Annotated in this window: 21 protein-coding genes and 2 pseudogenes; 3 read left to right on the forward strand and 20 right to left on the reverse strand. The window is 71.5% G+C overall.

Translation table 11 applies throughout. The features are described 5' to 3' along the window. Window positions 1-19 precede the first annotated feature (19 nt). The 11 genes and pseudogenes from ACNQOV_RS05075 to ACNQOV_RS05125 all read right to left on the reverse strand — a co-directional run. Window positions 20-673: pseudogene (locus tag ACNQOV_RS05075) on the reverse strand (SGNH/GDSL hydrolase family protein); the annotation flags it as partial. 130 nt (window positions 674-803) lie between these two features. Next, window positions 804-1,310, reverse strand: a complete 507-nt coding sequence (locus tag ACNQOV_RS05080; protein ID WP_416393636.1) for a flavin reductase family protein — start codon at window positions 1,308-1,310, stop codon at window positions 804-806. A gap of 27 nt (window positions 1,311-1,337) precedes the next feature. Beyond that, the gene (locus tag ACNQOV_RS05085) at window positions 1,338-3,059 is read right to left on the reverse strand and encodes an MFS transporter (protein WP_416393637.1); all 1,722 of its coding nucleotides are present in this window, start codon (window positions 3,057-3,059) and stop codon (window positions 1,338-1,340) included. Window position 3,060: 1 nt separating this feature from the next. Beyond that, complete coding sequence (locus tag ACNQOV_RS05090; protein ID WP_416393702.1) at window positions 3,061-4,386, reverse strand: NtaA/DmoA family FMN-dependent monooxygenase; 1,326 nt, start codon at window positions 4,384-4,386, stop codon at window positions 3,061-3,063. Between the two features lie 5 nt (window positions 4,387-4,391). Continuing rightward, a complete protein-coding gene (locus ACNQOV_RS05095) occupies window positions 4,392-5,096 on the reverse strand; it encodes a cysteine hydrolase family protein (protein WP_416393639.1) in 705 nt (234 codons plus the stop codon). Then, window positions 5,093-6,157 carry an LLM class flavin-dependent oxidoreductase gene (locus ACNQOV_RS05100; protein ID WP_416393640.1) on the reverse strand — a complete coding sequence of 355 codons (1,065 nt, stop codon included), beginning with the start codon at window positions 6,155-6,157 and terminating at the stop codon, window positions 5,093-5,095. Before ACNQOV_RS05100 ends, ACNQOV_RS05095 begins: the two co-directional genes overlap by 4 nt. A gap of 80 nt (window positions 6,158-6,237) precedes the next feature. Continuing rightward, the gene (locus ACNQOV_RS05105; RefSeq protein WP_416393641.1) at window positions 6,238-7,380 is read right to left on the reverse strand and encodes an ABC transporter substrate-binding protein; all 1,143 of its coding nucleotides are present in this window, start codon (window positions 7,378-7,380) and stop codon (window positions 6,238-6,240) included. 204 nt (window positions 7,381-7,584) lie between these two features. After that, window positions 7,585-8,430, reverse strand: a complete 846-nt coding sequence (locus ACNQOV_RS05110; protein ID WP_402264867.1) for an ABC transporter permease — start codon at window positions 8,428-8,430, stop codon at window positions 7,585-7,587. 13 nt (window positions 8,431-8,443) lie between these two features. Next, window positions 8,444-9,271, reverse strand: coding sequence for an ABC transporter ATP-binding protein (locus ACNQOV_RS05115; protein ID WP_031262996.1), 828 nt, complete (start codon window positions 9,269-9,271; stop codon window positions 8,444-8,446). A gap of 175 nt (window positions 9,272-9,446) precedes the next feature. After that, window positions 9,447-9,860: a hypothetical protein gene (locus ACNQOV_RS05120; RefSeq protein WP_022907959.1), complete on the reverse strand. Its 414-nt coding sequence runs from the start codon at window positions 9,858-9,860 to the stop codon at window positions 9,447-9,449. A 21-nt stretch (window positions 9,861-9,881) separates the two neighbouring features. Next, a complete protein-coding gene (locus ACNQOV_RS05125; protein WP_416393642.1) occupies window positions 9,882-10,640 on the reverse strand; it encodes an SDR family NAD(P)-dependent oxidoreductase in 759 nt (252 codons plus the stop codon). A gap of 68 nt (window positions 10,641-10,708) precedes the next feature. Here ACNQOV_RS05125 and ACNQOV_RS05130 point away from each other — a divergent pair, with 68 nt between their 5' ends. The 3 genes from ACNQOV_RS05130 (at window position 10,709) to ACNQOV_RS05140 (ending at window position 12,213) form a co-directional block, all read left to right on the forward strand. Next, on the forward strand, window positions 10,709-11,287 hold the full coding sequence (locus tag ACNQOV_RS05130) for a TetR family transcriptional regulator (protein ID WP_022907957.1): 579 nt from the start codon (window positions 10,709-10,711) through the stop codon (window positions 11,285-11,287). 117 nt (window positions 11,288-11,404) lie between these two features. Further along, the gene (locus ACNQOV_RS05135) at window positions 11,405-11,821 is read left to right on the forward strand and encodes a VOC family protein (RefSeq protein ID WP_416393643.1); all 417 of its coding nucleotides are present in this window, start codon (window positions 11,405-11,407) and stop codon (window positions 11,819-11,821) included. Beyond that, window positions 11,818-12,213 (forward strand): arsenate reductase ArsC, encoded by a 396-nt coding sequence (locus ACNQOV_RS05140; RefSeq protein WP_402264879.1) that lies wholly within the window; start codon window positions 11,818-11,820, stop codon window positions 12,211-12,213. The genes ACNQOV_RS05135 and ACNQOV_RS05140 overlap by 4 nt, the downstream gene beginning before the upstream one ends. An 8-nt stretch (window positions 12,214-12,221) precedes the next feature. Here the strand turns inward: ACNQOV_RS05140 and ACNQOV_RS05145 are convergent, their stop codons facing one another. The 9 genes and pseudogenes from ACNQOV_RS05145 to ACNQOV_RS05185 form a co-directional block, all read right to left on the reverse strand. Continuing rightward, window positions 12,222-12,491, reverse strand: coding sequence for a hypothetical protein (locus tag ACNQOV_RS05145; protein WP_022907953.1), 270 nt, complete (start codon window positions 12,489-12,491; stop codon window positions 12,222-12,224). A gap of 25 nt (window positions 12,492-12,516) precedes the next feature. Then, window positions 12,517-13,020: a flavin reductase family protein gene (locus ACNQOV_RS05150; RefSeq protein ID WP_416393644.1), complete on the reverse strand. Its 504-nt coding sequence runs from the start codon at window positions 13,018-13,020 to the stop codon at window positions 12,517-12,519. Beyond that, window positions 13,017-13,535: an NADPH-dependent FMN reductase gene (locus ACNQOV_RS05155; RefSeq protein WP_022907952.1), complete on the reverse strand. Its 519-nt coding sequence runs from the start codon at window positions 13,533-13,535 to the stop codon at window positions 13,017-13,019. The genes ACNQOV_RS05150 and ACNQOV_RS05155 overlap by 4 nt, the downstream gene beginning before the upstream one ends. A gap of 159 nt (window positions 13,536-13,694) precedes the next feature. Then, window positions 13,695-14,870, reverse strand: a pseudogene (locus tag ACNQOV_RS05160) (NtaA/DmoA family FMN-dependent monooxygenase); the annotation flags it as partial. Beyond that, a complete protein-coding gene (locus ACNQOV_RS05165; RefSeq protein ID WP_416393645.1) occupies window positions 14,849-16,117 on the reverse strand; it encodes an NADH:flavin oxidoreductase/NADH oxidase in 1,269 nt (422 codons plus the stop codon). The pseudogene ACNQOV_RS05160 and the gene ACNQOV_RS05165, both read right to left, overlap by 22 nt. Further along, window positions 16,117-17,451 carry an NtaA/DmoA family FMN-dependent monooxygenase gene (locus tag ACNQOV_RS05170; protein ID WP_416393646.1) on the reverse strand — a complete coding sequence of 445 codons (1,335 nt, stop codon included), beginning with the start codon at window positions 17,449-17,451 and terminating at the stop codon, window positions 16,117-16,119. Before ACNQOV_RS05170 ends, ACNQOV_RS05165 begins: the two co-directional genes overlap by 1 nt. A 41-nt stretch (window positions 17,452-17,492) precedes the next feature. Beyond that, complete coding sequence (locus ACNQOV_RS05175; protein WP_416393648.1) at window positions 17,493-18,269, reverse strand: ABC transporter ATP-binding protein; 777 nt, start codon at window positions 18,267-18,269, stop codon at window positions 17,493-17,495. Then, window positions 18,266-19,114, reverse strand: a complete 849-nt coding sequence (locus tag ACNQOV_RS05180; RefSeq protein WP_022907947.1) for an ABC transporter ATP-binding protein — start codon at window positions 19,112-19,114, stop codon at window positions 18,266-18,268. The genes ACNQOV_RS05175 and ACNQOV_RS05180 overlap by 4 nt, the downstream gene beginning before the upstream one ends. A 19-nt stretch (window positions 19,115-19,133) precedes the next feature. Continuing rightward, entirely contained in the window at window positions 19,134-20,747 is a 1,614-nt protein-coding gene (locus ACNQOV_RS05185; RefSeq protein WP_416393649.1) for an ABC transporter substrate-binding protein, read from the reverse strand. Window positions 20,748-20,777: the final 30 nt, after the last annotated feature.

Here is a 20,777-nt window from a genome sequence, read left to right on the forward strand (position 1 = left end):
GCGCCAGTCCGAGGTCGTTCGGGTGCTGGCCGTCCGGCCCGAGCATCGTCGCTTTGTCCCATCCGGTGGACGCATCGGCGATGATGACCGATCCGTCCTTCGGGTACTCCGAGACGACGCTGCGCAGGGACCGGTTGTACCGGGCGACGTCAGCGTCGGTCGGTGGTGACGGGTACCGCGCGTAGCCCTTCGTCGTCGACGGGGTGTCGAGCACGATGACGATCGTGGGTGGGAACGGCCCGGTGCCACGAACCCAGTCGATGAACCCTCGGACGTTCGCCCTGAACGTGGTCTCGGGGACGTGCCGGCCGACGTCGTTCTGGTTCCCGAGGTACGAGACGACCCCGTAGTCGCCGCGGTTCCAGGTCGAGCGCGCACGGGCGAGGATCTGCGCCGTCGACGCCCCGCTGATCGTCTGGTTCGACCAGAGTGCCGGGTCCGCGCCGAGGCCGTCACGGACCATCGCCGGGTACATCCTGCTCGGCACTGCGCCGGAACCGGGATGCACCTGCCCGAACGAGTGACCGTAGGCGGTGTACCGCACGCCGCGCAGCACGTCGTTGCCGGTCGTCGGCGCTGCCTGCGCGCTGCTCGGCAGGAGCGCCCCGACGAGCGCGAGGACGAGGGCGGTCACCAGCACCGCGGCAGAGCGGTGGCCTCGGGTCGTGCGCATGCCTTGTCCCCGCCGGGCGCGCGCCGCGACAGATACGGACGCATCGATCCGGCCCGCCTACCGTAGGGCAGGAGTGCGCACGACCTCTGCTCCCCGTTCGTGTGACACGGGGCGCACGAGGCGCCCCTCGCTACGGTCGCAGCTCAACTGTTCCCCTCGAACGCGCTGGCCGGTGCCAGACGAGCGCCGACCGTGCAGCATCCCGCGCGACTCGCAGGATGCGGAGCACGACGATGTCGTGGTCGCCCGCACGGTGGACCCCCTCGACCGAGCACTCGAACCACGAGTGCGCACCGTCGAGGAGGACCGCGCCGGAGTCCGCGGTGGCGTACTCGAGGCCGCGCAGACGACGGGCACGGTCCCGCGACGCCAACTGCACCGTGTGCGGCCCGTGCCCGTCGCCGAGCACCGAGATGCCGAGCGTCGGCGCTGCGGCGAGATCCGGCCACGTCGTCGACGAGTGCTGCACGGCGATCGTGGCGAGCGGCGGGTCGTGGGAGACACCGACCGTGAAGGACGTCGCCACCATGACCACGGGCACCCCGTCGACGCACGCGGCGATCGCGGCCACGACGGAGGGCACCTCGGCGATGGCCTCGCGGATGTCCAGCGGGTCCTCGATGAAGCGGTCGTGCACGATGGGTCCTCCTCGGGGAACGAACGGTCAGGAACGAGCGAGCACGGCGCGCGCACGGCGTTCGTCGGACCGCATCGCGGCGACGAGCGCGTCCGGCCCGCGGAACGTGCGCTGGCGTCGGATGCGTCGTCCGACGGTGAGCTCAACGACCGAGCCGTACAGGTCGCCGTCGAAGTCGAGCACGTGGATCTCGACCGTGCGCGGTCGGTCGGGGAAGGTGCTGTTGCTGCCGATCGACACGAGCGCATGCCGTGCCGGAGCGCCGACGGGAGCAGCGAGCCACCCGACGTAGACCCCGTCGACGGGGACAGCAGCAGCAGCGCCACGCTCGGGCCGGAGGTTCGCGGTGGGGAACCCCAGGTCGTGCCCGACCCCGGCGCCGTGGACGATCTCGCCGGTGAGCACGACCGGGGCCCCCGGACGGCCGGACAGCGCACGCGCGGCGACCACGGCGCCGCAGGCCACGAGCGCGAGCGCACCGAGCGCGACCGCGTCACCCGCCGTGGCGAGCATCACGGCGGTAGCGGTGCTGCCGAGCACGGCACCGAGCTGCTTCACGGTGTTGAAGACGCTCGAGGCCGCCCCGACCGTCGCGGGGCCCGCTCCGAGGACCGCGGCGAGGGAGAACGGCGACCAGACGAACGCGTTCGCGATCCCGAACCCGGTGAAGGCCGCGGCGATCGTCCAGAGTGGTGCCGCTGCACCGACGAGCACCGCGGTCAGTGCCACCGACACGACGAGCAGGACGGCGCCGACCGTCGCGGTCGCCCGGGGGCCGGCGGTGTTGGTCGTGCGGCCGACGATCGGCGCCGACGCCAGGCACGCGATCCCCATCGGCACGAGCACGAGCGCCGCCGCTCCGGCACTCAGCCCGCGGGTCTGCTGCAGGTCGAGCATGAGCGGGATCGGAGCGGACCCGACGCAGAACGACGCGGCCGTGGCGCCCCACGACCCGGTGACGAACCCGCGGTCGCGGAAGAGGGCGAGCGGCACGAGGGCACGGTCGCCCGCACGTCGTTGCCCGACCAGGACGGCCGCCACCACCGCCGCGCCGAGCAGGATGGCACCGCCACGGGTGAGCGGGTCGGCGAGCAGCCCGGCGTCCGTGCCCTGCACGCCGACGACCACGCCGAGGACCCCCACGGTCACGCCGACGACGGCGAACAGGGGCAGTGGTACTGCGGTGCGCCGGGACACCGGGACGAAGCGGAGGACCGCGATCGCGGTCACGATCCCGACGGGCACGTTCACGAGGAACACCGACGGCCAGCCCCAGGCCTCGACGAGCAGCCCACCCACGATCGGCCCGGCGACCGTCGCCGCCCCGCCGCCGGCGCTCCAGACGGCGAGCGCGACGGCGAGTCGCGGCGGGTCGAAGAGCGACCGGATCACGGTCAGGCACTGCGGGGTGAGGAGCGCGGCGCCGAGGCCCTGCACCGCACGCCAGGCGACGAGGGCACCGATCCCGGGCGCCACCGCGCACCCGACCGAGGCGATCGTGAAGACCGCGAGCCCGACGAGGTACACGCGCCGGTGCCCGAACCGGTCCCCGAGCCGCCCGGCGACGAGCAGCGGGACCGCGAACGCGAAGAGGTAGGCGCTGTTCACCCACACCGACGTCGACGCGCCGGCACCGAGGTCGCGCCCGAGGTCGGGCAGGGCGACGGACACGATCGTGCTGTCGAGCAGCAGCATGAAGAAGCCGAGGCAGAGCCCGCCGAGCGCGAGCCACCGACGGGCGGGGGTCACCTCACACCGCCAGGTTCTCGCGGAGCGTGGCCCCCGGGTACCGCGGCGCGAGGGCGCCTCGGCAGCGGAGCTCCGGCACCAGCAGTTCGCTGAGGTCGGCGAACCCGGACGGCATCCCGAGCGGGCTGGACAGCATGTAGCCGCCCCGCCCACCGGTGGCGGCGAAGTTCTCCTGGAGCGCGTCGGCCACCCCCGCGGCGTCGCCGACGAGCATGTGGTCGAGGCCGGTCGCGGCGCGCCACCCGTGCTCGAAGAAGTCGTCGCGGTCCATCGTGTGGGCCTCACCGAACTCGGCGACCAGGCTGCCGACGAGACCGGCCGGGCTCGCCTGGGCGGCGACGATCTCGTCGCGCAGGTCCCCGAGCCGGAAGGACGCGGGCAGCGTCGAGAAGTCGTACCCGGCGTTGTGCGAGATGAACGTGCCGACCGCCTCGCGGTTCCAGAACGACAGGAGCGAGTCCCGTCGGGCCTGGGCCTCCGCGAGCGTCGCGCCGACGATCACCTGGGTCGCCCAGAGGATCCCGACCCCGGCGGGGTCCCGGCCGGCGTCCTCGAGTGCGGCGTCGAGGGCGTTCCGGTGGCGCAGCTGCCCGGCGACGCTCGCCCCGAACCCGAACACGAGGTCGGCGAACGACGCGCTCGCGGCGATGCCCCGCGGTGAGTTGCCGGCCTGCACGACGACCGGGTGACGCTGCGGACTCGGGACGCTGGCGAGCGGCCCGCGCACCTTGAAGAACCGGCCGTCGTGGTCGATGGGGTGCACCTTCGACGGGTCGGCGAACCGGCCGGTCGCCCGGTCACGGACGATCGCGTCCGGCGCGACGGAGTCCCAGAGCGCGCGGCAGACGCCGATGAACTCCTCCATCCGCTCGTACCGGAGGTCGTGGTCGACCAGGTGGTCGGAGCCGTAGTTCGCGGCGTCCGCGCCCCGCGACGAGGCGACGACGTTGAACGCCATCCGGCCCCCGGTGACGTGGTCGAGCGAGTTCAGCAGCCTGGCGGTGGCGAACGGGTGCGTGAACGTCGACGAGTAGGTCAGCCCGAACCCGATGTGCTCGGTCACCGTCGACATCGCCGCGATGACCGGCGACATGTCCTGTCGAGGCCACTGGATCCCCCACTCGACCGCGGGGTCGATGCTGCCGCGCCAGGTGCTCGGGACGCCGGAACCGTCGCCGAAGAAGAGCATGTCGACGCCGGCGCGCTCGGCGGTCCGTGCGACCTCCATGTACATCCGGACGTCGGGGAAGTCCTGGCCGACCCAGCTGCCCGGCGCGGCCCAGCGCCCCTCGGTGTGGGTGAACGACAGGTCGTAGGCGATGTGCATGCCGCTCACGGGGCACCCACCTTCGCCGCTGCCCATGCCTGCCACAGCGCGGTGGTCTCGGCAGCGTCCGTGACGACACCGACGTTGAGCTCGATCATCGTGAGCGCGGCGTCGTGCACGTCGATGTCGTAGGCGGCGGTGGCGTCCGACGGCACCACGACGGGCCAGCCGAGCTGCATCGCGTCCTGCGCCGTCGCGAAGACGCAGCACTCGGACGTGAGTCCCACGACCGTCAGCCAGCCGATCCCCGCGGTGGTGAGCCGCGCCTCCAGGTCGGTGCCGAGGAACCCGCTGTAGCCGCGCTTGACGACGCGGGTCTCGCCGGGTGCCGGCGCCGTGCGGTACCACTCGGCGCCGGCGGTGCCGATCCGGCAGGGCTCGTCCTCCGGCATCGGCCCGTCGAGCGGACCACCACGCAACCACGTGCTGCTGTGCCAGGGGACGGACGGGTCGCTGCCGAGCTCCACCCAGACGACGGGGACGCCCGCCGCCCGTGCTGCCTCGACGAGCTCGCCGATCCGGGTGATCGCAGCCCCGACGGCGGCGGAGGCTCGTTCGTCGAGGCCGTACCCGGCGATGCGAGCGGGTTCACCGAAGTCGCGCTGCACGTCGACGACGACCAGCGCCGGTGAGCGGCCAGCCGCCGGGCCGGACGCTCCGTCCGACAGCAGGGCGAGCCTCGGGTCGAGCCCGCCGGTCCCGCCGGTCACCGGACGACCGCCGCGTCGTGCTCGCGGAGTGCGGGCAGGACGGTCTCGCCGAAGCGCACCATGTCCTGGTCGTACTCGGGGAAGATCAGCATGAGGCCGTCGAGCTCACCCCGGTCGACGATGTACTCGATGTGCTCCGTGACGGTCTCGGCGGAACCGGCGACGTACGCGGTCTGGAACGCGTCCTCGCCCGCGGCGCCGTCCGCCCACGCACGGGCCTGCTCGGCGGGGACGCCCCACGACGCCCGCATCGAGGCCAGCGCCTCGCGGTCGACGCCGGCGCCCCATTCGCGCACCTTCCGCTGGGCGGCGGCGTCGGTGTCGTCCTGCACCACGGTGAGCATCGAGTAGGTCCGGCACTGCCGTCCCTCGGCGGCGGCGCGGTCGTGGACGTCGCGGGACAGGTCGCGCATCTCGTCGAGGCTGTCCGCGGCGAGGAACGCACCGTCGGCGTACTTCGCCTGGAACGCCCGAGCCGCCTCGGACTTGCCAGCACTGATGATCGTCGGTCTGCTGGCCGGATGGGGGCGGGACTCGCAGGCGTCGAGGTCGAAGTAGGGCGTGTGCATCGTGACGCTGTCCTCGGTCCAGAGGCGGGTGACCGCCTCGGTCCAGAGCTCGGTCATCCGGTAGCGGTCGGCGTGGCTGAGGGCCGCGTCCCAGATCCCGAACTGCTCGAACTCCGCCGCGTAGGCCCCGTTGACGATGTTCATGCCCGCCCGGCCCCCGGAGAGGTCCTGCAGCGTCGTGTACATCTTCGCCGCGACCGCCGGGTTGTGGACGTTCGCGTGCATGGTCGCCCAGACCTTCACGCGCTCGGTCGCCTCGGCGATCCCGGCCATCATCGTCATCGACTCGAGGGAGCGCCCCCAGTGGTCGGTGCTCCCGCCGAAGCCGCGCCACTTCGCCATCGACATGACGAAGTCGAGACCGATCGCCTCGGCGTGCAGGGCTGCGCGCTTGTTCCAGGCGTAGGTCGCCTCGGGGTGGGGTGCCGTGGTGGAGAGCATCCACCCGCCGTTGCCGATCGGGAGGAAGATCCCGTACTCCTTCGCGGGCATGGTGCGCCGCCTCTCTGGTCGTTGCTCGGTGCGTGTCACGTCGTGCCGGGTGGGTCGCGCGTCCGCGCGACCCGCCCGGGTCACGGTGCGGGCCAGACGGTCTCGCCGTCCTTCGTGATCGCGTCGATGTACTCGTTCGTGAACCAGCGCTTCGCGTCGTCCGCGGTCACCGAGCTCTTCACGATGTCGAACTGGTGCAGCATGTCGACGAGCTTCGACACGTTCTCCGGGTCGATGCCCCCGAGCGGCTGGCCCGGCGTCGGGTTGTCCGCGATGACCTTCGTCTCGGTCGTCCAGATCTTCGCGTTCTGCGCCTCGTCGTAGGTCGCGCCGGAGAGCTTCGCGGCGTACCCGACGCACTGCTTCGTCTTCGCCGTGCTCGACGAGCAGAAGTCGTACGCGTGCAGGGCTGCGCGCAGGACGTCCTCGACGGCGGTCGGGTGGGCCTTCGCGAACGCGGGGTTCACGGCCATGGCGCCGATCGACGAGGGGATGCCGTAGTCGACGGGCTGCCACACGGTGACGTCGTCACCGGCGGCCTTGAGCAGGTTCGGCTCGTTCGACACGAAGCCGGTGAGGGCCTCGAGACCGTTCTGCTTGCGCGGCAGGACCGAGGGGTCGTAGCCCTCCTTCACGAGGGTGAGCGAATCCCACTCCACCCCGGCCTTCTCCATCATCGCCCGGACGGACGCGGGGACGTAGCCCTTGTGGCCGACGACCTTGCCGTCGAGCTGCGGGAGCTTCGTGATGTCCTTGTTCGTCATCAGGATGTCGAGGCCCGCGTTCGAGTACGACGAGATCCCGGTGATGTCGATGCCGTTCGCCCGGGCCTGGATGAGGTCCTGCTCTGCGACGGCCGACACCGTCGCCTGGCCGCTCGCCAGGAGCTTGGTGTTCTGAGCGGTGTCGCCGGAGCCGGGCTTCAGGGTGACGTCGAGGCAGAGGTCCTTGAAGTAGCCGAGCTGGTCCGCGGCGATGTACTCGAGGATCGACGCCGAGGACTGGTACTGGTAGCCGGACAGGTAGGTGATCGGGCCGGCGGCCTTGTTCTCCTTGCACCGTTCGGCGGAGATGGCGCTGCCCTCGGACGAGCCGGTGCCGGCGCTCGAGCCGGTGCTGCAGCCGGTGAGGGTGAGTGCCACCGCGGCGGTGGCGGCGAGGGCCGCGAGGGCGGCCGTGGTGCGGTGCGGACGGGTGCGGTGCGGGCGGGTGCGGTGCTGCATGGTCACTCCTGTGGGAAGGGATGGGTGGTGCAGGGCGGGGCGGGGGCGGGGCGGGATGGGTGCGGGTCAGGGGGCGGCTGGGGTCGTCCTGGAGGCGCGGCCGGCGTCGCGTGGGCAGGCTCGCGCCGGCAGGTGGTGCTGCTGGCCGCGGGGCGGCGTGCGGTGGCCGGGCGGTGCGGTGGCGGGGCGGGTCGGCGGTCGCCGTCAGTCGTTCGCGGTGCGGTGCCAGCGCAGGACGCGTCGCTCGACGAGCGAGATGACGCCGAGCAGGGCGACGCCCATCACCGCGAGGATCGCGATCGCTGCGTAGACCACGTCGAGCTGGTTCATCGACGACGCCGTGCTGATCACGGTGCCGAGGCCGCCGGTCGACCCCGAGGCCGACAGCTCGGCGACGACTGCGCCGATGATCGACAGCGGGAACACGATCCGGAGCGCGGCGAACACGAACGGCAGGGCGTTCGGGATCCGCAGGTGCACGAGCATCTCGATGCGGGACGCGTCGATGGTCCGGTACACCTGCAGCACGGGCTGCGGGACGGACCGCAGCCCGGTGGCGGTGTTGATGAGGATCGGGAAGAAGCAGATGAGTGCCGTGATCACGAGCTTCGGCAGCGGACCGAACCCGAACGCCACCACGAGGGCCGGGGCGATCGCGACGAGCGGCGTCACGTTGAGGACGATCGCGATCGGCATGACGGCGCGACGGACGATCGGCAGCTCGCTCGTCAGCACGGCGAGCACGAACGCGGCCACGAACCCGATGCCGAGGCCGACGAGCGACTCGACGAGGGTGATCCCGGCGTTCTGCAGGTAGTAGGGCAGCTGCGTGGCGAGGGTCTCCCCCACCGCGGGCAGCGGCGGGAGCAGGTACGGCATCGTCACCGCGCCGATCTGCCACAGCGCGGCGAGCACGGCGAGCATGACGACGAGGGGCGCCCAGACGGTCGGGCGGATCCAGCCGGGCAGCGGGCGGCGGACGAGCGCGGCCTCGGACTCGGCAGTGGTCGACGTGGCGGAGGCGGTGGAGGTCGTGCTGGTGGTGGTCATCGTGTCGTCTCCCTCACGCCGCGTCCGTCGCGTGCCACGCGCTGTGCAGGCGCGTCCGCACGAGGTCCTCGTACTCGTGGAACCGGCGTTCCTCGAACAACCGCTGGTTCCGCGGTCGCGGCAGGTCGATGTCGATCACGTCGACGATCCGTCCGGGCCGGGGCGCCATGACGACCACCGTGTCCGACATCCGGACCGCCTCGGAGACCGAGTGCGTGACGAAGAGCACGGTCGTCCGCAGCTCGTCCCAGAGGTCGAGCAGCTGGTCCTGCAGCGACTCGCGCGTGAACTCGTCGAGGGCTGAGAAGGGCTCGTCCATGAGCAGCACGTCGGGGCGCAGGCCGAAGGCCCGGACGATCGCCGCACGCTGCTGCATGCCCCCGGAGAGCTGTGCGGGCAGCTTGTCCATCGCCTCGCCGAGCCCGGCCATCCGGAGCAGCTGCCGCATGTCCGGGCCGCCGTCGGCTCCGCGCTCCTCGAGGTCCTCGATGGCGGCGCGCCGACGCCCGGCACCGGGGTTGACCCGACCGGCGAGGGAGACGTTCTGCAGCACGGTGAGCCAGGGCAGCAGCGCCGGCGTCTGGGGCACCAGGCCGATCAGCTTCGCCGCGCACGCCTGTGCCGGGGTGACGCCGTGCACCTGCACGGCGCCGCGGTCGGCGGGCTCGAGGCCGGCGACGAGGCGCAGCAGGGTCGACTTGCCGCATCCGCTCGGGCCGATGAGCGAGACGAACCTGCCGGGTTCGATCGTCAGGTCGACGTCGTCGAGGGCGACCATGGCGCTCGGGCCACCGCCGTACACCTTGCGCACCGCGTCCACCCGGACCGCTGCTGTGGTCATCCGTTCCTCCATACCGTCGGCGAGCACGCAGGCTCGATCTCGTATGGCGGAGAGCGTGCGTCGCGAGCTCGGGTTCGTCTGCGACGCGGAAATCCGCTGCTGGTGACGAGGCTAGGACGCTCGTGTTACGGAGTCGGGCCACATGTGTTGCGAACGTGTGAACGGTCGCGCGGTGTCAACGCCGCGCCGGTGCCGCCGCGTGCCCGTCCCAGACGAGCACCTCGACGCCGAGGTCCTCGGCGGCCACCGAGACCCACCCGGCGAGCGCCCGTGCAGCCGGCTCGGCGACGACGAGGACGGCCCGCTCGACCCCGGGGACGGACTGCCGCAGCCAGAGCAGCTTGAACAGGTCGGCCATCACCTTGTTGCGCCAAGCGGGCTTGTAGGCACCCTGGTTCGCGACGAGCTGGACGACGACGCGGTCGTCGGCGTCGATGCCCTCGACCTCGACCCGGGCACGGTCGAGCACGACGGTGCGGGGACGGAGGACGAGCCCGAGTGCGGTCCCGGTGTCGTCGAGCATCCGCCGCTCGACGGAGTCGGGGGCGAACCGGCCCCAGTCGGAGCGGGCGTCGGGGACCTCGGTCATGTCGGCAGTGTAGGCGGCCGCTCAGACCACCGACCACCCGCCGTCGCTCGGCAGCACCGCACCGTTCACGTTGGCCGAGTCGTCGCTGAGCAGCCACGTGATCGCCGCCGCGAGCTGCTCGGGCTGCGCCACCGGCGGGATCGTCGTCTGCATGATCGGGCCCACCCGCCCGGCCGCGTACTCGCTGCGCATCGGTGCCTCGATGTTCGTCGCGACCGCACCGGGCGCGACGGCGTTGGCACGGATGCCCTGCGGTCCGTGGAAGAAGGCGACGCTCTTCGTGAACCCGGCGATCGCGTGCTTCGACGCCGTGTACGCAGCACCCGCGGCCGACGCCCGGAGCGCCGCCTCGGACGCCACGTTCACGACGACGCCGCGTCCGGCGGCGATCATCAGCGGCAGGACCGCGCGGGTCAGGCGCATCGGCCCGGTCACGTTCACGCTGAACACGCGGTCCCAGGTGGCGTCGTCGACCTCGCTCGGCGGGAGGAACGCGTCCATGATGCCGGCGACGTTCGCGAGCCCGTCGACCTGGTCCCCGGCGGCTGCGAGGAGCGCGGCGATCGTCTCGGGTGCGGTGACGTCACCGACGACGGTCTCGAGATCGAGGCCGTCGAGTTCGGTGCGGAGTGCGTCGAGCCGCTCGGCGACGACGTCGGTGCCGATCACCCGCCCGCCCTCGTTCGCGATGCGCGTCGCCGTGGCGCGTCCGATGCCGGAACCCGCCCCGGTGACGATGATGGTCCTGCCGGTGAACCGTCCGGCGGTGGTGTCGGTCATGTCGTCTCCTCACTGCGAGGCGCTCGCTGCGCCACCACAGTTGTAGCACTCAGTGCCGAAAGGAATCCATGCCCTCCACGACGGACCGGCCCACCGGACGTCCTCGGACCATCGACCCGGACGCGGTCTCGCTCGTGGCCCTGCGGCTCTTCGACGAGCGGGGGTTCGACGACGTGTCGATGGACGACGTCGCGGCCGTCGCCGGGGTCAGCCGTCGGTCCCTCTTCCGGCTCTTCCCGAGCAAGGCCGCGCTCGTGTGGGGCGGCCTCGACGAGTTCGCGGTCCGGTTCACCGACGCACTCGCCGCACGGCCGGCATCGGAGTCCGCGTGGGTCGCCCTCCGCGCCGCGTACCGGGTGGGAGCCACGTTCCCGGACGACGCCGTCGAGGTCACCCGGCACCGCCTGCGGGTGATCCGGGCGAACCCCTCGCTCGAGCGCGGTGGCGAGGCCGCGGTCAGCGCCCTCACGGGCGTGATCGAACGGTTCGTGGCCGAGCGGGACGGCGGGTCGGTCGACGACCTCGCGACCCGGGTCCGGGCACACGCCCTCGCGGCGGCGGCGAGCGCCGCCCTCACCTGGTGGGCGACCGACGGCGCGGGTCGCCCCGAGGACGTCGTCGACGAAGCACTCGGGCTGTTCGGCTGACGGAGCGGTCCCGTGTCGGACGGGAGGCGCGGGGGGGGCCCCCCCCCGCGCCTCCCGTCCGTCGATCGGCCGGCTCTCGAGCCCCACTCACGACGGCACGAGCGGTAGGGTCCGAGCATGAACGTGAACGGGCCCTCGCCCTACTTCCAGTTCGACGGCACCGCGCTGCAGGCGCTGGGGCGCTGGCAGGACGTCTTCGGCGGCGAGTTGCGCATCGCCACCTTCGCCGACTTCTCGCGGGAGGACGGCCCCGCCGACGCCGTCGCGCACGGGCAGCTCACCGGCGGCGGCATCACGCTCTTCGCCGCCGACGCCCCGGCCGGCGAGGACGCGTTCTCGGCGACCGGGCTGCTGTTCTCGTTGCTCGGCGCTGCCGAACCCGACGTGCTCCGCGGCTGGTTCGACGACCTCGCCTCGGACGGCGCCGTCATCGACCCGCTGCAGGAACGACCGTGGGGCGACTGGGACGGCACGGTGCGCGACGCGTTCGGCGTCACGTGGCTCATCGGCTTCGAGGCGGGAGCGCTCGCGTGAGCGGTCTCCCCACCGTCCTGTTCGTGTGCGTGCACAACGCCGGCCGGTCCCAGATGGCCGCCGGGTACCTGCAGCACCTGGCGGGTGACCGGGTCCGGGTGTTCTCGGCCGGCAGCGAACCCGCGGACCAGGTCAACGCCGTCGCCGTCGCGGCCATGGCGGAGGAGGGCATCGACATCGCCTCGGCCGTGCCCGCCGTGCTCGAGACCGACACCGTCCGGGAGTCCGACGTCGTCATCACGATGGGCTGCGGCGACGCCTGCCCGGTGTTCCCCGGGAAGCGGTACGAGGACTGGGCGCTCGACGACCCGGCCGGGCAGCCGCTCGAGCGCGTCCGTCCGATCCGCGACGCGATCCGTGCGCGGGTGGAGGAGCTCGTCGCGAGCCTCTGAGCGGAGTGCTACCGCTCGTCGAGCGCGAGCAGTGGTGCCCAGTAGGCGTCCGGCCCGTCCGCGACCACGGCGTCCGGCTCGAAGCGGAAGCCGTAGCCGCGGACGAAGTCGAGGGCCGCTGCCTGCTCCCCCGCCGCGTCGTCGTCCGCCTCGTCGAAGAGGTACTCGCCGTGTCCCATGCGGACGCCCGAGTCGCTGATCACCGTGAGGTCCCAGCGGCCTTCCTCGGCACGTTCGATCCGCACGACGGCGGCCTGGTCAGCGGTGAAGTCAGCCATGCGGCGAGCATACGGACGCCGTCGGTCAGGCGCTCAGCTTCGCGAACGACGACCGGTGCCAGACCAGGGGGCTGTGCGCGAAGTCGGACATCAGGCCGTTCACGCGGAGCACGACGATGTCGTGGTCGCCCGCCGGGTACGTGTGCTCCACCGAGCACTCCATCCAGATCGGCGCTCCCTCGAGGAACACCGCGCCCGTGTCGGACACCGTCGTGTCGACACCGACGAAGCGCACGGACTTGTCGCGTGAGGCGAGCTGCCGCGTGACGTTCTCGTGCCGTTCGCCGAGCACCGAGACGCCGATGGAGTCCGCTCCGGCGAGCGCCGGCCACGTGGACGACGAGTGCTGCACGGCGAACATCACGAGGGGTGGGTCCTGCGAGACGCCGACGGTGAACGACGACGCGACGAGCACGGTCGGGGCCTCGTCGACGATCGCGGAGAGGGCGGCGACGCCGCAGGGGAACCCGGAGAACGCCTGCCGGAGGAGCGTCGGGTCCGCGGACTCGGCGGTGTAGGGCTTGATCATGCGCTGGTGCCTTCCTTGGTCGGTGCGGATGCGGTGGCGAGGACGACGTCCCGCCAGCGGGCGAGCCAGCCCTCGGTCGACGACTCGTCGGTGTAGTGCTTGTCGTTGAGGTACAGGCCCTGCACGGGCACGGTGGCGCCGAGCTCGACGAGCACGGGCTTGAGGAACACCTCGGGGGCCAGGTGGTGCGCGGGACCGGCGCCGAGCATGAGCGGGACGGCGGTGACCCCGGCGAGTCCGTCGGCCGTCGCGAACTGGTCGAGGAAGAGCTTCAGGACGCCCGTGTAGGTGGCCTTGAACGTGGGCGAGGCGACCACGACGAGGTCGGACGCGGCGACGGTCGCGACCGCGGCCTGCACGCCGGGGTCGCCCCAGCCGAGGATCCCCGGGCCGAGGGCGATGACGTCGACGACGTGGTCCGGCGCGGACCCGGTCAGTCGTTCGGCGACGATCGTCGCGGCCTCGAGCGTGTGCGAGCCGGGCTTGGGGTTGCCGGCGACGACGGTGGTGATCATGGCGACCGCTCCTCTCTCTCGGATCTCATCCAACGCCGTGGCGGTTACCCCGTCGTGAAGGCGCCGTTACCGTTCATTGCGCGAGCAGCCCTGGTGGCGACCGCACGGAAACCGCAGGTCAGGGGCGGAGTCGAGCCGCGCCTCCCGGCAACTCGCGTGTCAGAACGCGAGCAGGTTCTCGCGGAACGTCTCGTGCTCGTAGCCGTCCCTGATGAGACCCCGACGCCGGAGCACCGGCGCGAGTCCGTCGCAGACCTCGGTGAGGTTCTTCCGGGTCACCGGGAGTCCGATCAGGAAGCCGTCGGCGCCCGAGGCGGCGATCGCTTCCTCCATCTGGTCCGCGACCGTCTCGGGGCTGCCGACGAGCCGAACCGATCCCGTGGTGTCGCGCTGCGCGGGGAGGGCCTCGCGGAGCGTCTTGCCGTCGGCCTTCGCCAGGAACGCCTCGATGACGCTCTGGTGTCCGTTGCTCGTGCCCTTGAGGTCCGCCGGCAGCGGTTCGTCGAGGTCGAACTGCGCGAAGTCGAACCCGGACGTGTAGGACAGGTTCGCCAGCTGCGCGTCGATGTTCTCCCGGGTGGCGGCGAGCTGGCGGGCCTGCTTCGCCTCGGCCTCGTCGTCGGTGTCGGCGAGCACGGGCTCGACGAGGAACAGGATCTTCGCGTCCGTCTCCTCGCGGCCGAACCCGACCATCCGTCGGTGCATGTCGTCCACGTACTCGCGCATGGCGTCGACGCCCGGTGCCGAGGCGATGAGCGTGTCGGCGTTGCGCGCGCCGAGGTCGCGGCCAGCCGGGGAGCCGCCGGCCTGGCAGACCACCGGGTGTCCCTGGGGGCTGGCGACCGTGTTGAGCGGCCCACGGGTGCGGTAGTACTTCCCCGCGAAGTCGGCGTACCGCACCTTCGTGTGGTCGGCGAAGACGCCGGTCGCCTCGTCGAGCACGAGGGCGTCGGCGTCCCACGTGTCCCAGAGCGCCCGGACCGCGTCGATCCACTCGTCGGCCATCGCGTACCGCTCGTCGTGCTCGAAGTGCTGGTCGTAGCCGTAGTTCTGCGCGGCCGCGTGGGGTGAGGCCGTGACGAGGTTGATGCCGACACGGCCGTGCGTCAGGTGGTCGAGCGTGGACATCAGCCGGGCTGCGAGGAACGGCGGGTAGAAGGGCGTCGCGGCGGTCGCGATGATGCCGAGGTGCTTCGTCGCGGCGGCGAGCAGCGGGACCAGCGGCATGGGGTCGTGCCGCACGATCGCGGAGCGCAGCGCGTGCTCGAACGAGGAGCCGAACACGTCGGGGAGGACGGACGAGTCCTCGAGCATCATGAAGTCGAACCCGGCCCGCTCGAGCGAGGTGGCGGCGTCGACGAAGAGCTGCGGGTTGGCGACGTCGTGGCGGACGTTGCCGGACCACTGCCCGTTCCAGCCGTAGACGCCGAAGCCGTAGCCGAGGAACCAACCGAGGTGGAACATGGGTGTGCCTTCCGTGGGAGGTGGTGTGGTGCCGGACGGTGCTGCGCCCGGTGGTACGGCAGCGGGTGGTAGTCGATGGAGGCGCCGAGCTCGGCGGCGGCGCGGAGTCCGAAGCGCGGGTCGCGCAGGAACTCGCGGCCGACGAACACGACATCAGCCCGGCCCTCGGCGACGACCGCCTCGGCCTGGTCGGCGGTGGTGACCAGCCCCACCGCGCCGACCGGCGCACCGGTGGCGGCCCGCAGCCGTTCCGCGTGCCCGACCTGGTAGCCCGGGAACACCGGGATCTCGGCGTCCGGGACCATCCCGCCGGTGGACACGTCGAACAGGTCCGCTCCGGCCGCCACCGCCCAGGAGGCCGTGGTCGCCGTGTCCTGCTCGGTCCAGCCCCCGGGGACCCAGTCGGTCGCCGAGAAGCGCACCAGGATCGGGAACCCGTCGCCGAGGGCGGCGCGCAGGTCGCGGACGACGTCGAGCAGGAGGCGGGCCCGTCCGTGGAGCGAGCCGCCGTACTCGTCGTCGCGCGTGTTGGCGAGCGGGGAGAGGAACTGGTGCAGCAGGAACCCGTGCGCGGCGTGCAGCTCGACGAACTCGAACCCCGCGTCGCGCGCCCGGAAGCCGGCCGCGACGAACGCCCGGTGGATCTCGCGGACCTCGTCGGTGCTGAGTTCCCGTGGAGCGGCGTACCCGGTGTACGGCACGGTGGACGGTCCCACGACGGGCCATCCGCCGTCCGCCACGGGCACGGTGCCGCGGACCCGGTCCCAGCTCCGCCCGGTGGACGACTTGCGACCGCCGTGGCTCAGCTGGATGCCGATGCGGACGCCCTGGTCGCGGACGAACGCGGTGGTGGGGCGCCAGGCGTCGCGCTGCGCGTCGTCCCAGAGCCCGAGGTCGTACGGCGTGACCCGGCCCTCCGGGGTGACAGCGGTGCACTCCGCCACGATCGCCCCGGCGCCGCCGAGCGCGAGCCCGCCGAGGTGCACGTGGTGGAACGGGGTCGGCATGCCGTCCCGCGCCTCCACCGTGAACATCGTCAGCGCGGGCACCCAGAGCCGGTTGCGGAACCGGGTGCCGCGCAGCTCGATCGCCTCGAACAGCGCCGGGGCGCCCGGCATCAGAACGCCCGCAGGTTCTCGCGGAGCGTCGTGCCGGTGTACTCGTCGCGGATGAGCCCCCGGCGGCGCAGGGCCGGGGAGAGGCCGTCGGCCACCATCGCCATGTTGAGGCGGGTCGTCGGCATGTAGACGAGGAAGCCGTCGCCGCCAACGTGCTCCATGAACTCGCCCATCTTCGCCGCGACGGTGTCCGGCGAGCCGACGAACCCGAGGTCGTTCACCTGGTGCGACGAGGCGACGACCTCGCGCAGCGTGCGGCCCTGCTGCCCCTCGAAGAGCTTCTCGATCGACGTGTACTCGCCGTTCTGCTTCGAGATGTCGATGTCCTCGACCCGGGTGTCCGGGTCGATCGCGCCGAAGTCGATGCGACCACCGGACGTGTACGACATGTTCCAGAGGTTGTACTCGATCGCCTTGTCCGACGACATCGCGAGCCGGGCGGCCTCCGATGCGGCCTGCGCCTCGGCGTCGGTGGCGGCGATGGTCGGCGTGACGATGAACAGGAACTTCACGTCGTCCGGGTTCCGGCCGGCGGCGGCGACCCGGGCGCGCATGTCGTCGCGGTACGCCTTCGCGCTCTCGGGCGTCTTCGACAGGGCGATCATCGTGTCGTCGTGGAGCGCGGCGAGCTGCCGTCCCATCTCCGACCCTCCGGCCGAGCAGATCGGGACGACGCCCTGCGGCCCCGGGATCGTGTTGAGCGGCCCGCGCGAGCGGAAGAACTCGCCGCGGTGGTCGATCGGGTGCACCTTCGTGTGGTCGGCGTAGATGCCTGCGACCGGGTCGGCGACCACGGCCCCCGGTTCCCAGGACCCCTGCAGGGCCTTGACGACGTCGGCCCACTCGATCGCCATCCGGTAGCGCTCGTCGTGGTCGAGGTGCTGCTCGTAGCCGTAGTTCTGGGCGACCCGGTCGGTGACGCTCGTCACGACGTTCATGCCGATGCGCCCCTCGGTGAGGTGGTCGAGCGTCGTGCCGAGGCGTGCGGCGAGGTACGGCGGGTACTGGATCGTCGAGAAGGTCGGGACGATGCCGATGTGCTTCGTGGCCTGCGTCATGAGCGGGACGAGCGGCATGGGGTCGTTCTTCGGCGCCATGAACCCGCGCCGCAGCGAGGTGTCGGCGGTGCCGCGGTACGAGTCCTCGACCATCGCGGTGTCCTCGATGAGGATGTAGTCGAAGCCGCCGCGCTCGAGGTTCTTCGCGAGGTCGATGTAGATGTCGGGCTTCATCCAGTCGGTCACGTTCGTGCCGGTCCAGGGACCGTCGCCGTTCGTGTCGGACCAGGCCTGGATGCCGAAGCCGTTGCCGAGGAACCATCCGAGGTGGAACATGTGGAGCCTTTCGTTGGGAGGGCGGGCGAGTCCGGGAGGGACTACGCCACGGGCTCCTCGACGGCCAGGTGGGCGTCGACGAGCTTCTGCGTGTACGGGTGCTTGGGGTGTTCGAGGACTTCGAGCGTGCGGCCGGACTCGACCACCTCGCCCTGGTTCATGACGACGAGCTCGCCCGTGATGAACGCGGTCGCCGGCAGCCCGTGCGACACGAACATCAGGCCGGCGCCGTGGTCGTCCGAGTAGCGCTTGAGCAGGTTGAGGACGACGCCCTGCACCGAGACGTCGAGTGCCGAGACGGCCTCGTCGCACACGAGCAGGTCGGGTCGGACGACCAGCGCCCGGGCGATCGACATGCGCTGCCGCTGGCCGCCGGAGAGTTCGGACGGGTACCGGTCGACCCAGCTCGGGTCGATGCCGAGCTCCGTGGTGATCTCGCCGATCGCGGCGTCCGCACCGGCGGCGTCGTGCCCGCCGAGGATCTGCGCCGGCGTCCGGAGTGACTCGCGGATGCGGTGTCGAGGGTCGAACGTCGAGGTGGTGTCCTGGGCGACGAGCTGCACCCGTCGTCGGTACTCGAGCCGACCGGCACGCGTCGACATGATCGAGCGGAGGTCCCGGTCGTCCACCGAGATCGTGCCGGCGGAGGCCCGCTCGAGTCCGGTGACGATCTTCGCCATCGTGGACTTGCCCGAGCCGGACTCCCCCACGATGCCGACGCGCTGGCTCGCGCCGAGGACGAACGAGACGTCCCGGACGGCGGTCTTGCGGCCGTAGCGCCGGGCGACCCCGGTGGCCTCGATGCGGATGCCGGTCATGCCGCCGTTCCTTCCAGTCGGGCGCGGACCGACTCGAGCGTCGGCAGTTCGTCGAGCCGTGCGGACGCCAGGGTCGGCACGCACTCCAGCAGTCCACGGGTGTACGGGTGGGTCGCCTCGTCGAGTCGCGAGGACGGCAGCTGTTCCACGATCTCGCCCTGGTACATGACGACGACGAAGTCGGTGAAGCGCCGGCAGAGCTCGATGTCGTGCGTGATCACGAGCACCGCCGTCCCCTCCTGCTCGGCGAGGTCGACCATGAGCTGCATCGCACCGACGGCGAGCGATGCGTCGAGCGCGCTCGTGGGTTCGTCGGCGATGAGGAGTGCGGGTTTCGAGGCGAGTGCGATGGCCATCATCACGCGCTGCCGCATGCCTCCGGAGAGTTCGTGCGGCTTCGCGCCCATGACGCGCTCGGGGTCGGTGATGCCCACGGCACGGAGCCGTTCGAGGGCATCGGCGGTGGCGCGTCGCTTCGACACCCGCTCGGTGGCCCGGAGCACGGCGACCAGCTGGCTGCCGATCGTCCACACCGGGTCGAGGGACGACATCGCGTCCTGGAAGATCATCGACAGCCCGGGGGTCCGGACCGGGATCCGACCGCCCGGCCCGGTCCGCTCGATCGAGCTGCCGTCGAGTTCGAGGGTCTCGACCTCGGTGGTCCCGGCGTCGAGGAACCCGGCGATGGCATTGCCGAGGCTCGTCTTGCCGGAGCCCGACTCCCCCACGACGGCGACGCGTTCCCCGCGCCGGACCACGAGGTCGGCGTGGCGGACGGCGTGGTTCGTGCCGTAGGTGACGTTGAGGTCCGTGACCTTCAGGACCGGGGCCGACTGGTCGTTCATGGTGTCTCCCTGTCCTCGCTCAGCTCGAGGCGAGCCGCAGCTGCGAGTAGTCGATGACGTTGTCGGAGCGGAACACGTACCCGTCGACGCCCTTCGCGAAGGCGTTGAGCGGCTGCACGTAGTTGATGTAGATCGTCGGCATCTGGTCCTGCAGGACCTTCTGCGCGGCGTTCCAGTACTTGCCCGCGTCGGCCCCGGTCGGGTCGCCCGCGGCGTTGCCGTCCGCGATGGCCTCGTTGAGATCGGCGTTGTCGAAGTCCGGCCAGTTGATGGCGGAGCCCGGCGTGTAGAAGAGCGACAGGACGTAGGGCGGCGACTGCACGACCGCGTAGTCGCGACCGAGGGATGCCTCGAACGTCTTCGCGGCGAGTCCGGCCTGGAAGGTCGACGAGTTGACCGTGTCGATGGTCATGTCGAAGCCGGCGTCCTTCACCGCGGTCTGGATCTGGACGGCGGTCTCCTGCAGGTCCGGGACGGAGTTGTTCACGGTGAGGGTGAACTTCACCGGCTCGGTGTACCCGGCGTCCGACAGGATCTTCTTCGCCTCGGCCGTGTCGGTCTCGTTGGCCGTGAGCCCACTGCCGTCGAAGCCCGGGTCGGCGTCGGAGAGGATGCTCGAGATGGAGTCGGCCCGACCGTGGTAGACGTTCTCGTTGATCTTGTCGTAGGGGATCGCCGCGGCGAGTGCGCGGCGGACGGCGACGTCCTTGAACGTGCTCTTCGTGGTGAGGAGGGGCATGTACACGTACGCGTTCGTCGGCACGTCGAACACCTGCGCGGCGTCGGCGTCCTTGAGCTCGACCTGGTCGGCCGGACGGAGCTGGGCGGCGATCTGCGCGTCGCCGGACTTCACCAGGTTGGCGCGCTGCCCGGCGTCCGCGACCACCCGCTGCACGATCCGGGCGATCTTCGGCTTGCCCTCGGCGTACCCGGCGTTCGCGGTGTAGATCGTCTGCTCACCGGGCGTGTAGGTGTCCACCTTGTACGCACCGAAGCCGAAGTTGGGGTGGGTACCCGACCACTTCACGGCCCAGGGGTCGCTCGAGGTGGTGTGCTCCTTGAGCACCTTCGCGTCGTAGATGTTGTAGCCGACGTTCGCGAGCAGGGACAGCGCCGTGTAGCCGTAGCTCGCCTTGTCGAGCGTGAGGGTGACGGTCTCGTCGTCGACCTTCGCGAACTGGTCCGGCTTCGTGATGAACGGGGCGCTGATGAAGGGCACGATGCTCGTCTCGACGGCGAACTTGCGCTGGATGCTCCAGATCACGTCGTCGGCGGTGAGTGCGTTGCCGGCCGTCGACTTCGCGTCCGTGTCGAGGTGGAACGTGTAGGTGCGGCCGTCGTCCGAGACGTCGTAGCTCTTCGCGAGGACCGGGGCGAACTTGTTGTAGTCCTCGTGCTCGGCCTGACCGCCGGTGCCGTCGACGTACTCGTTGCGGATGAGCGAGGCGCCGGTGTTCTTGAAGAACTCGGCGGCCTCGTACCCCGTGGCGCTGGTCTCGTACGAGAAGCTCTGCGGCTGGGCCGCGGTGACGATGACGAAGGCGCTGGAGGCGGCGTTCCCGCCGGCACTGCAGGCCGCGAGACCGAGGGCGCCGACGACCGCGATCGCGGCGGCGGCGATGGTGCGTTTCATGTTCAGCATGGGCAGGGGTCTCCTGGGGAA

The organism is Curtobacterium sp. LFS084, from assembly GCF_047977705.1.
In the GTDB taxonomy this organism is placed as follows: domain Bacteria; phylum Actinomycetota; class Actinomycetes; order Actinomycetales; family Microbacteriaceae; genus Curtobacterium.

Bases quoted from the DNA above. Each gene is read 5' to 3' on its own strand.
- ACNQOV_RS05090 (WP_416393702.1), bottom strand. From the start codon at position 4,386: ATGCACATCGCCTACGACCTGTCGTTCACCCACACCGAGGGGCGCTGG.
- ACNQOV_RS05100 (WP_416393640.1), bottom strand. From the start codon at position 6,157: ATGCCCGCGAAGGAGTACGGGATCTTCCTCCCGATCGGCAACGGCGGG.
- ACNQOV_RS05105 (WP_416393641.1), bottom strand. From the start codon at position 7,380: ATGCAGCACCGCACCCGCCCGCACCGCACCCGTCCGCACCGCACCACG.
- ACNQOV_RS05110 (WP_402264867.1), bottom strand. From the start codon at position 8,430: ATGACCACCACCAGCACGACCTCCACCGCCTCCGCCACGTCGACCACT.
- ACNQOV_RS05115 (WP_031262996.1), bottom strand. From the start codon at position 9,271: ATGACCACAGCAGCGGTCCGGGTGGACGCGGTGCGCAAGGTGTACGGC.
- ACNQOV_RS05120 (WP_022907959.1), bottom strand. From the start codon at position 9,860: ATGACCGAGGTCCCCGACGCCCGCTCCGACTGGGGCCGGTTCGCCCCC.
- ACNQOV_RS05125 (WP_416393642.1), bottom strand. From the start codon at position 10,640: ATGACCGACACCACCGCCGGACGGTTCACCGGCAGGACCATCATCGTC.
- ACNQOV_RS05130 (WP_022907957.1), top strand. From the start codon at position 10,709: ATGCCCTCCACGACGGACCGGCCCACCGGACGTCCTCGGACCATCGAC.
- ACNQOV_RS05135 (WP_416393643.1), top strand. From the start codon at position 11,405: ATGAACGTGAACGGGCCCTCGCCCTACTTCCAGTTCGACGGCACCGCG.
- ACNQOV_RS05145 (WP_022907953.1), bottom strand. From the start codon at position 12,491: ATGGCTGACTTCACCGCTGACCAGGCCGCCGTCGTGCGGATCGAACGT.
- ACNQOV_RS05150 (WP_416393644.1), bottom strand. From the start codon at position 13,020: ATGATCAAGCCCTACACCGCCGAGTCCGCGGACCCGACGCTCCTCCGG.
- ACNQOV_RS05155 (WP_022907952.1), bottom strand. From the start codon at position 13,535: ATGATCACCACCGTCGTCGCCGGCAACCCCAAGCCCGGCTCGCACACG.
- ACNQOV_RS05165 (WP_416393645.1), bottom strand. From the start codon at position 16,117: ATGCCGGGCGCCCCGGCGCTGTTCGAGGCGATCGAGCTGCGCGGCACC.
- ACNQOV_RS05170 (WP_416393646.1), bottom strand. From the start codon at position 17,451: ATGTTCCACCTCGGATGGTTCCTCGGCAACGGCTTCGGCATCCAGGCC.
- ACNQOV_RS05175 (WP_416393648.1), bottom strand. From the start codon at position 18,269: ATGACCGGCATCCGCATCGAGGCCACCGGGGTCGCCCGGCGCTACGGC.
- ACNQOV_RS05180 (WP_022907947.1), bottom strand. From the start codon at position 19,114: ATGAACGACCAGTCGGCCCCGGTCCTGAAGGTCACGGACCTCAACGTC.
- ACNQOV_RS05185 (WP_416393649.1), bottom strand. From the start codon at position 20,747: ATGAAACGCACCATCGCCGCCGCCGCGATCGCGGTCGTCGGCGCCCTC.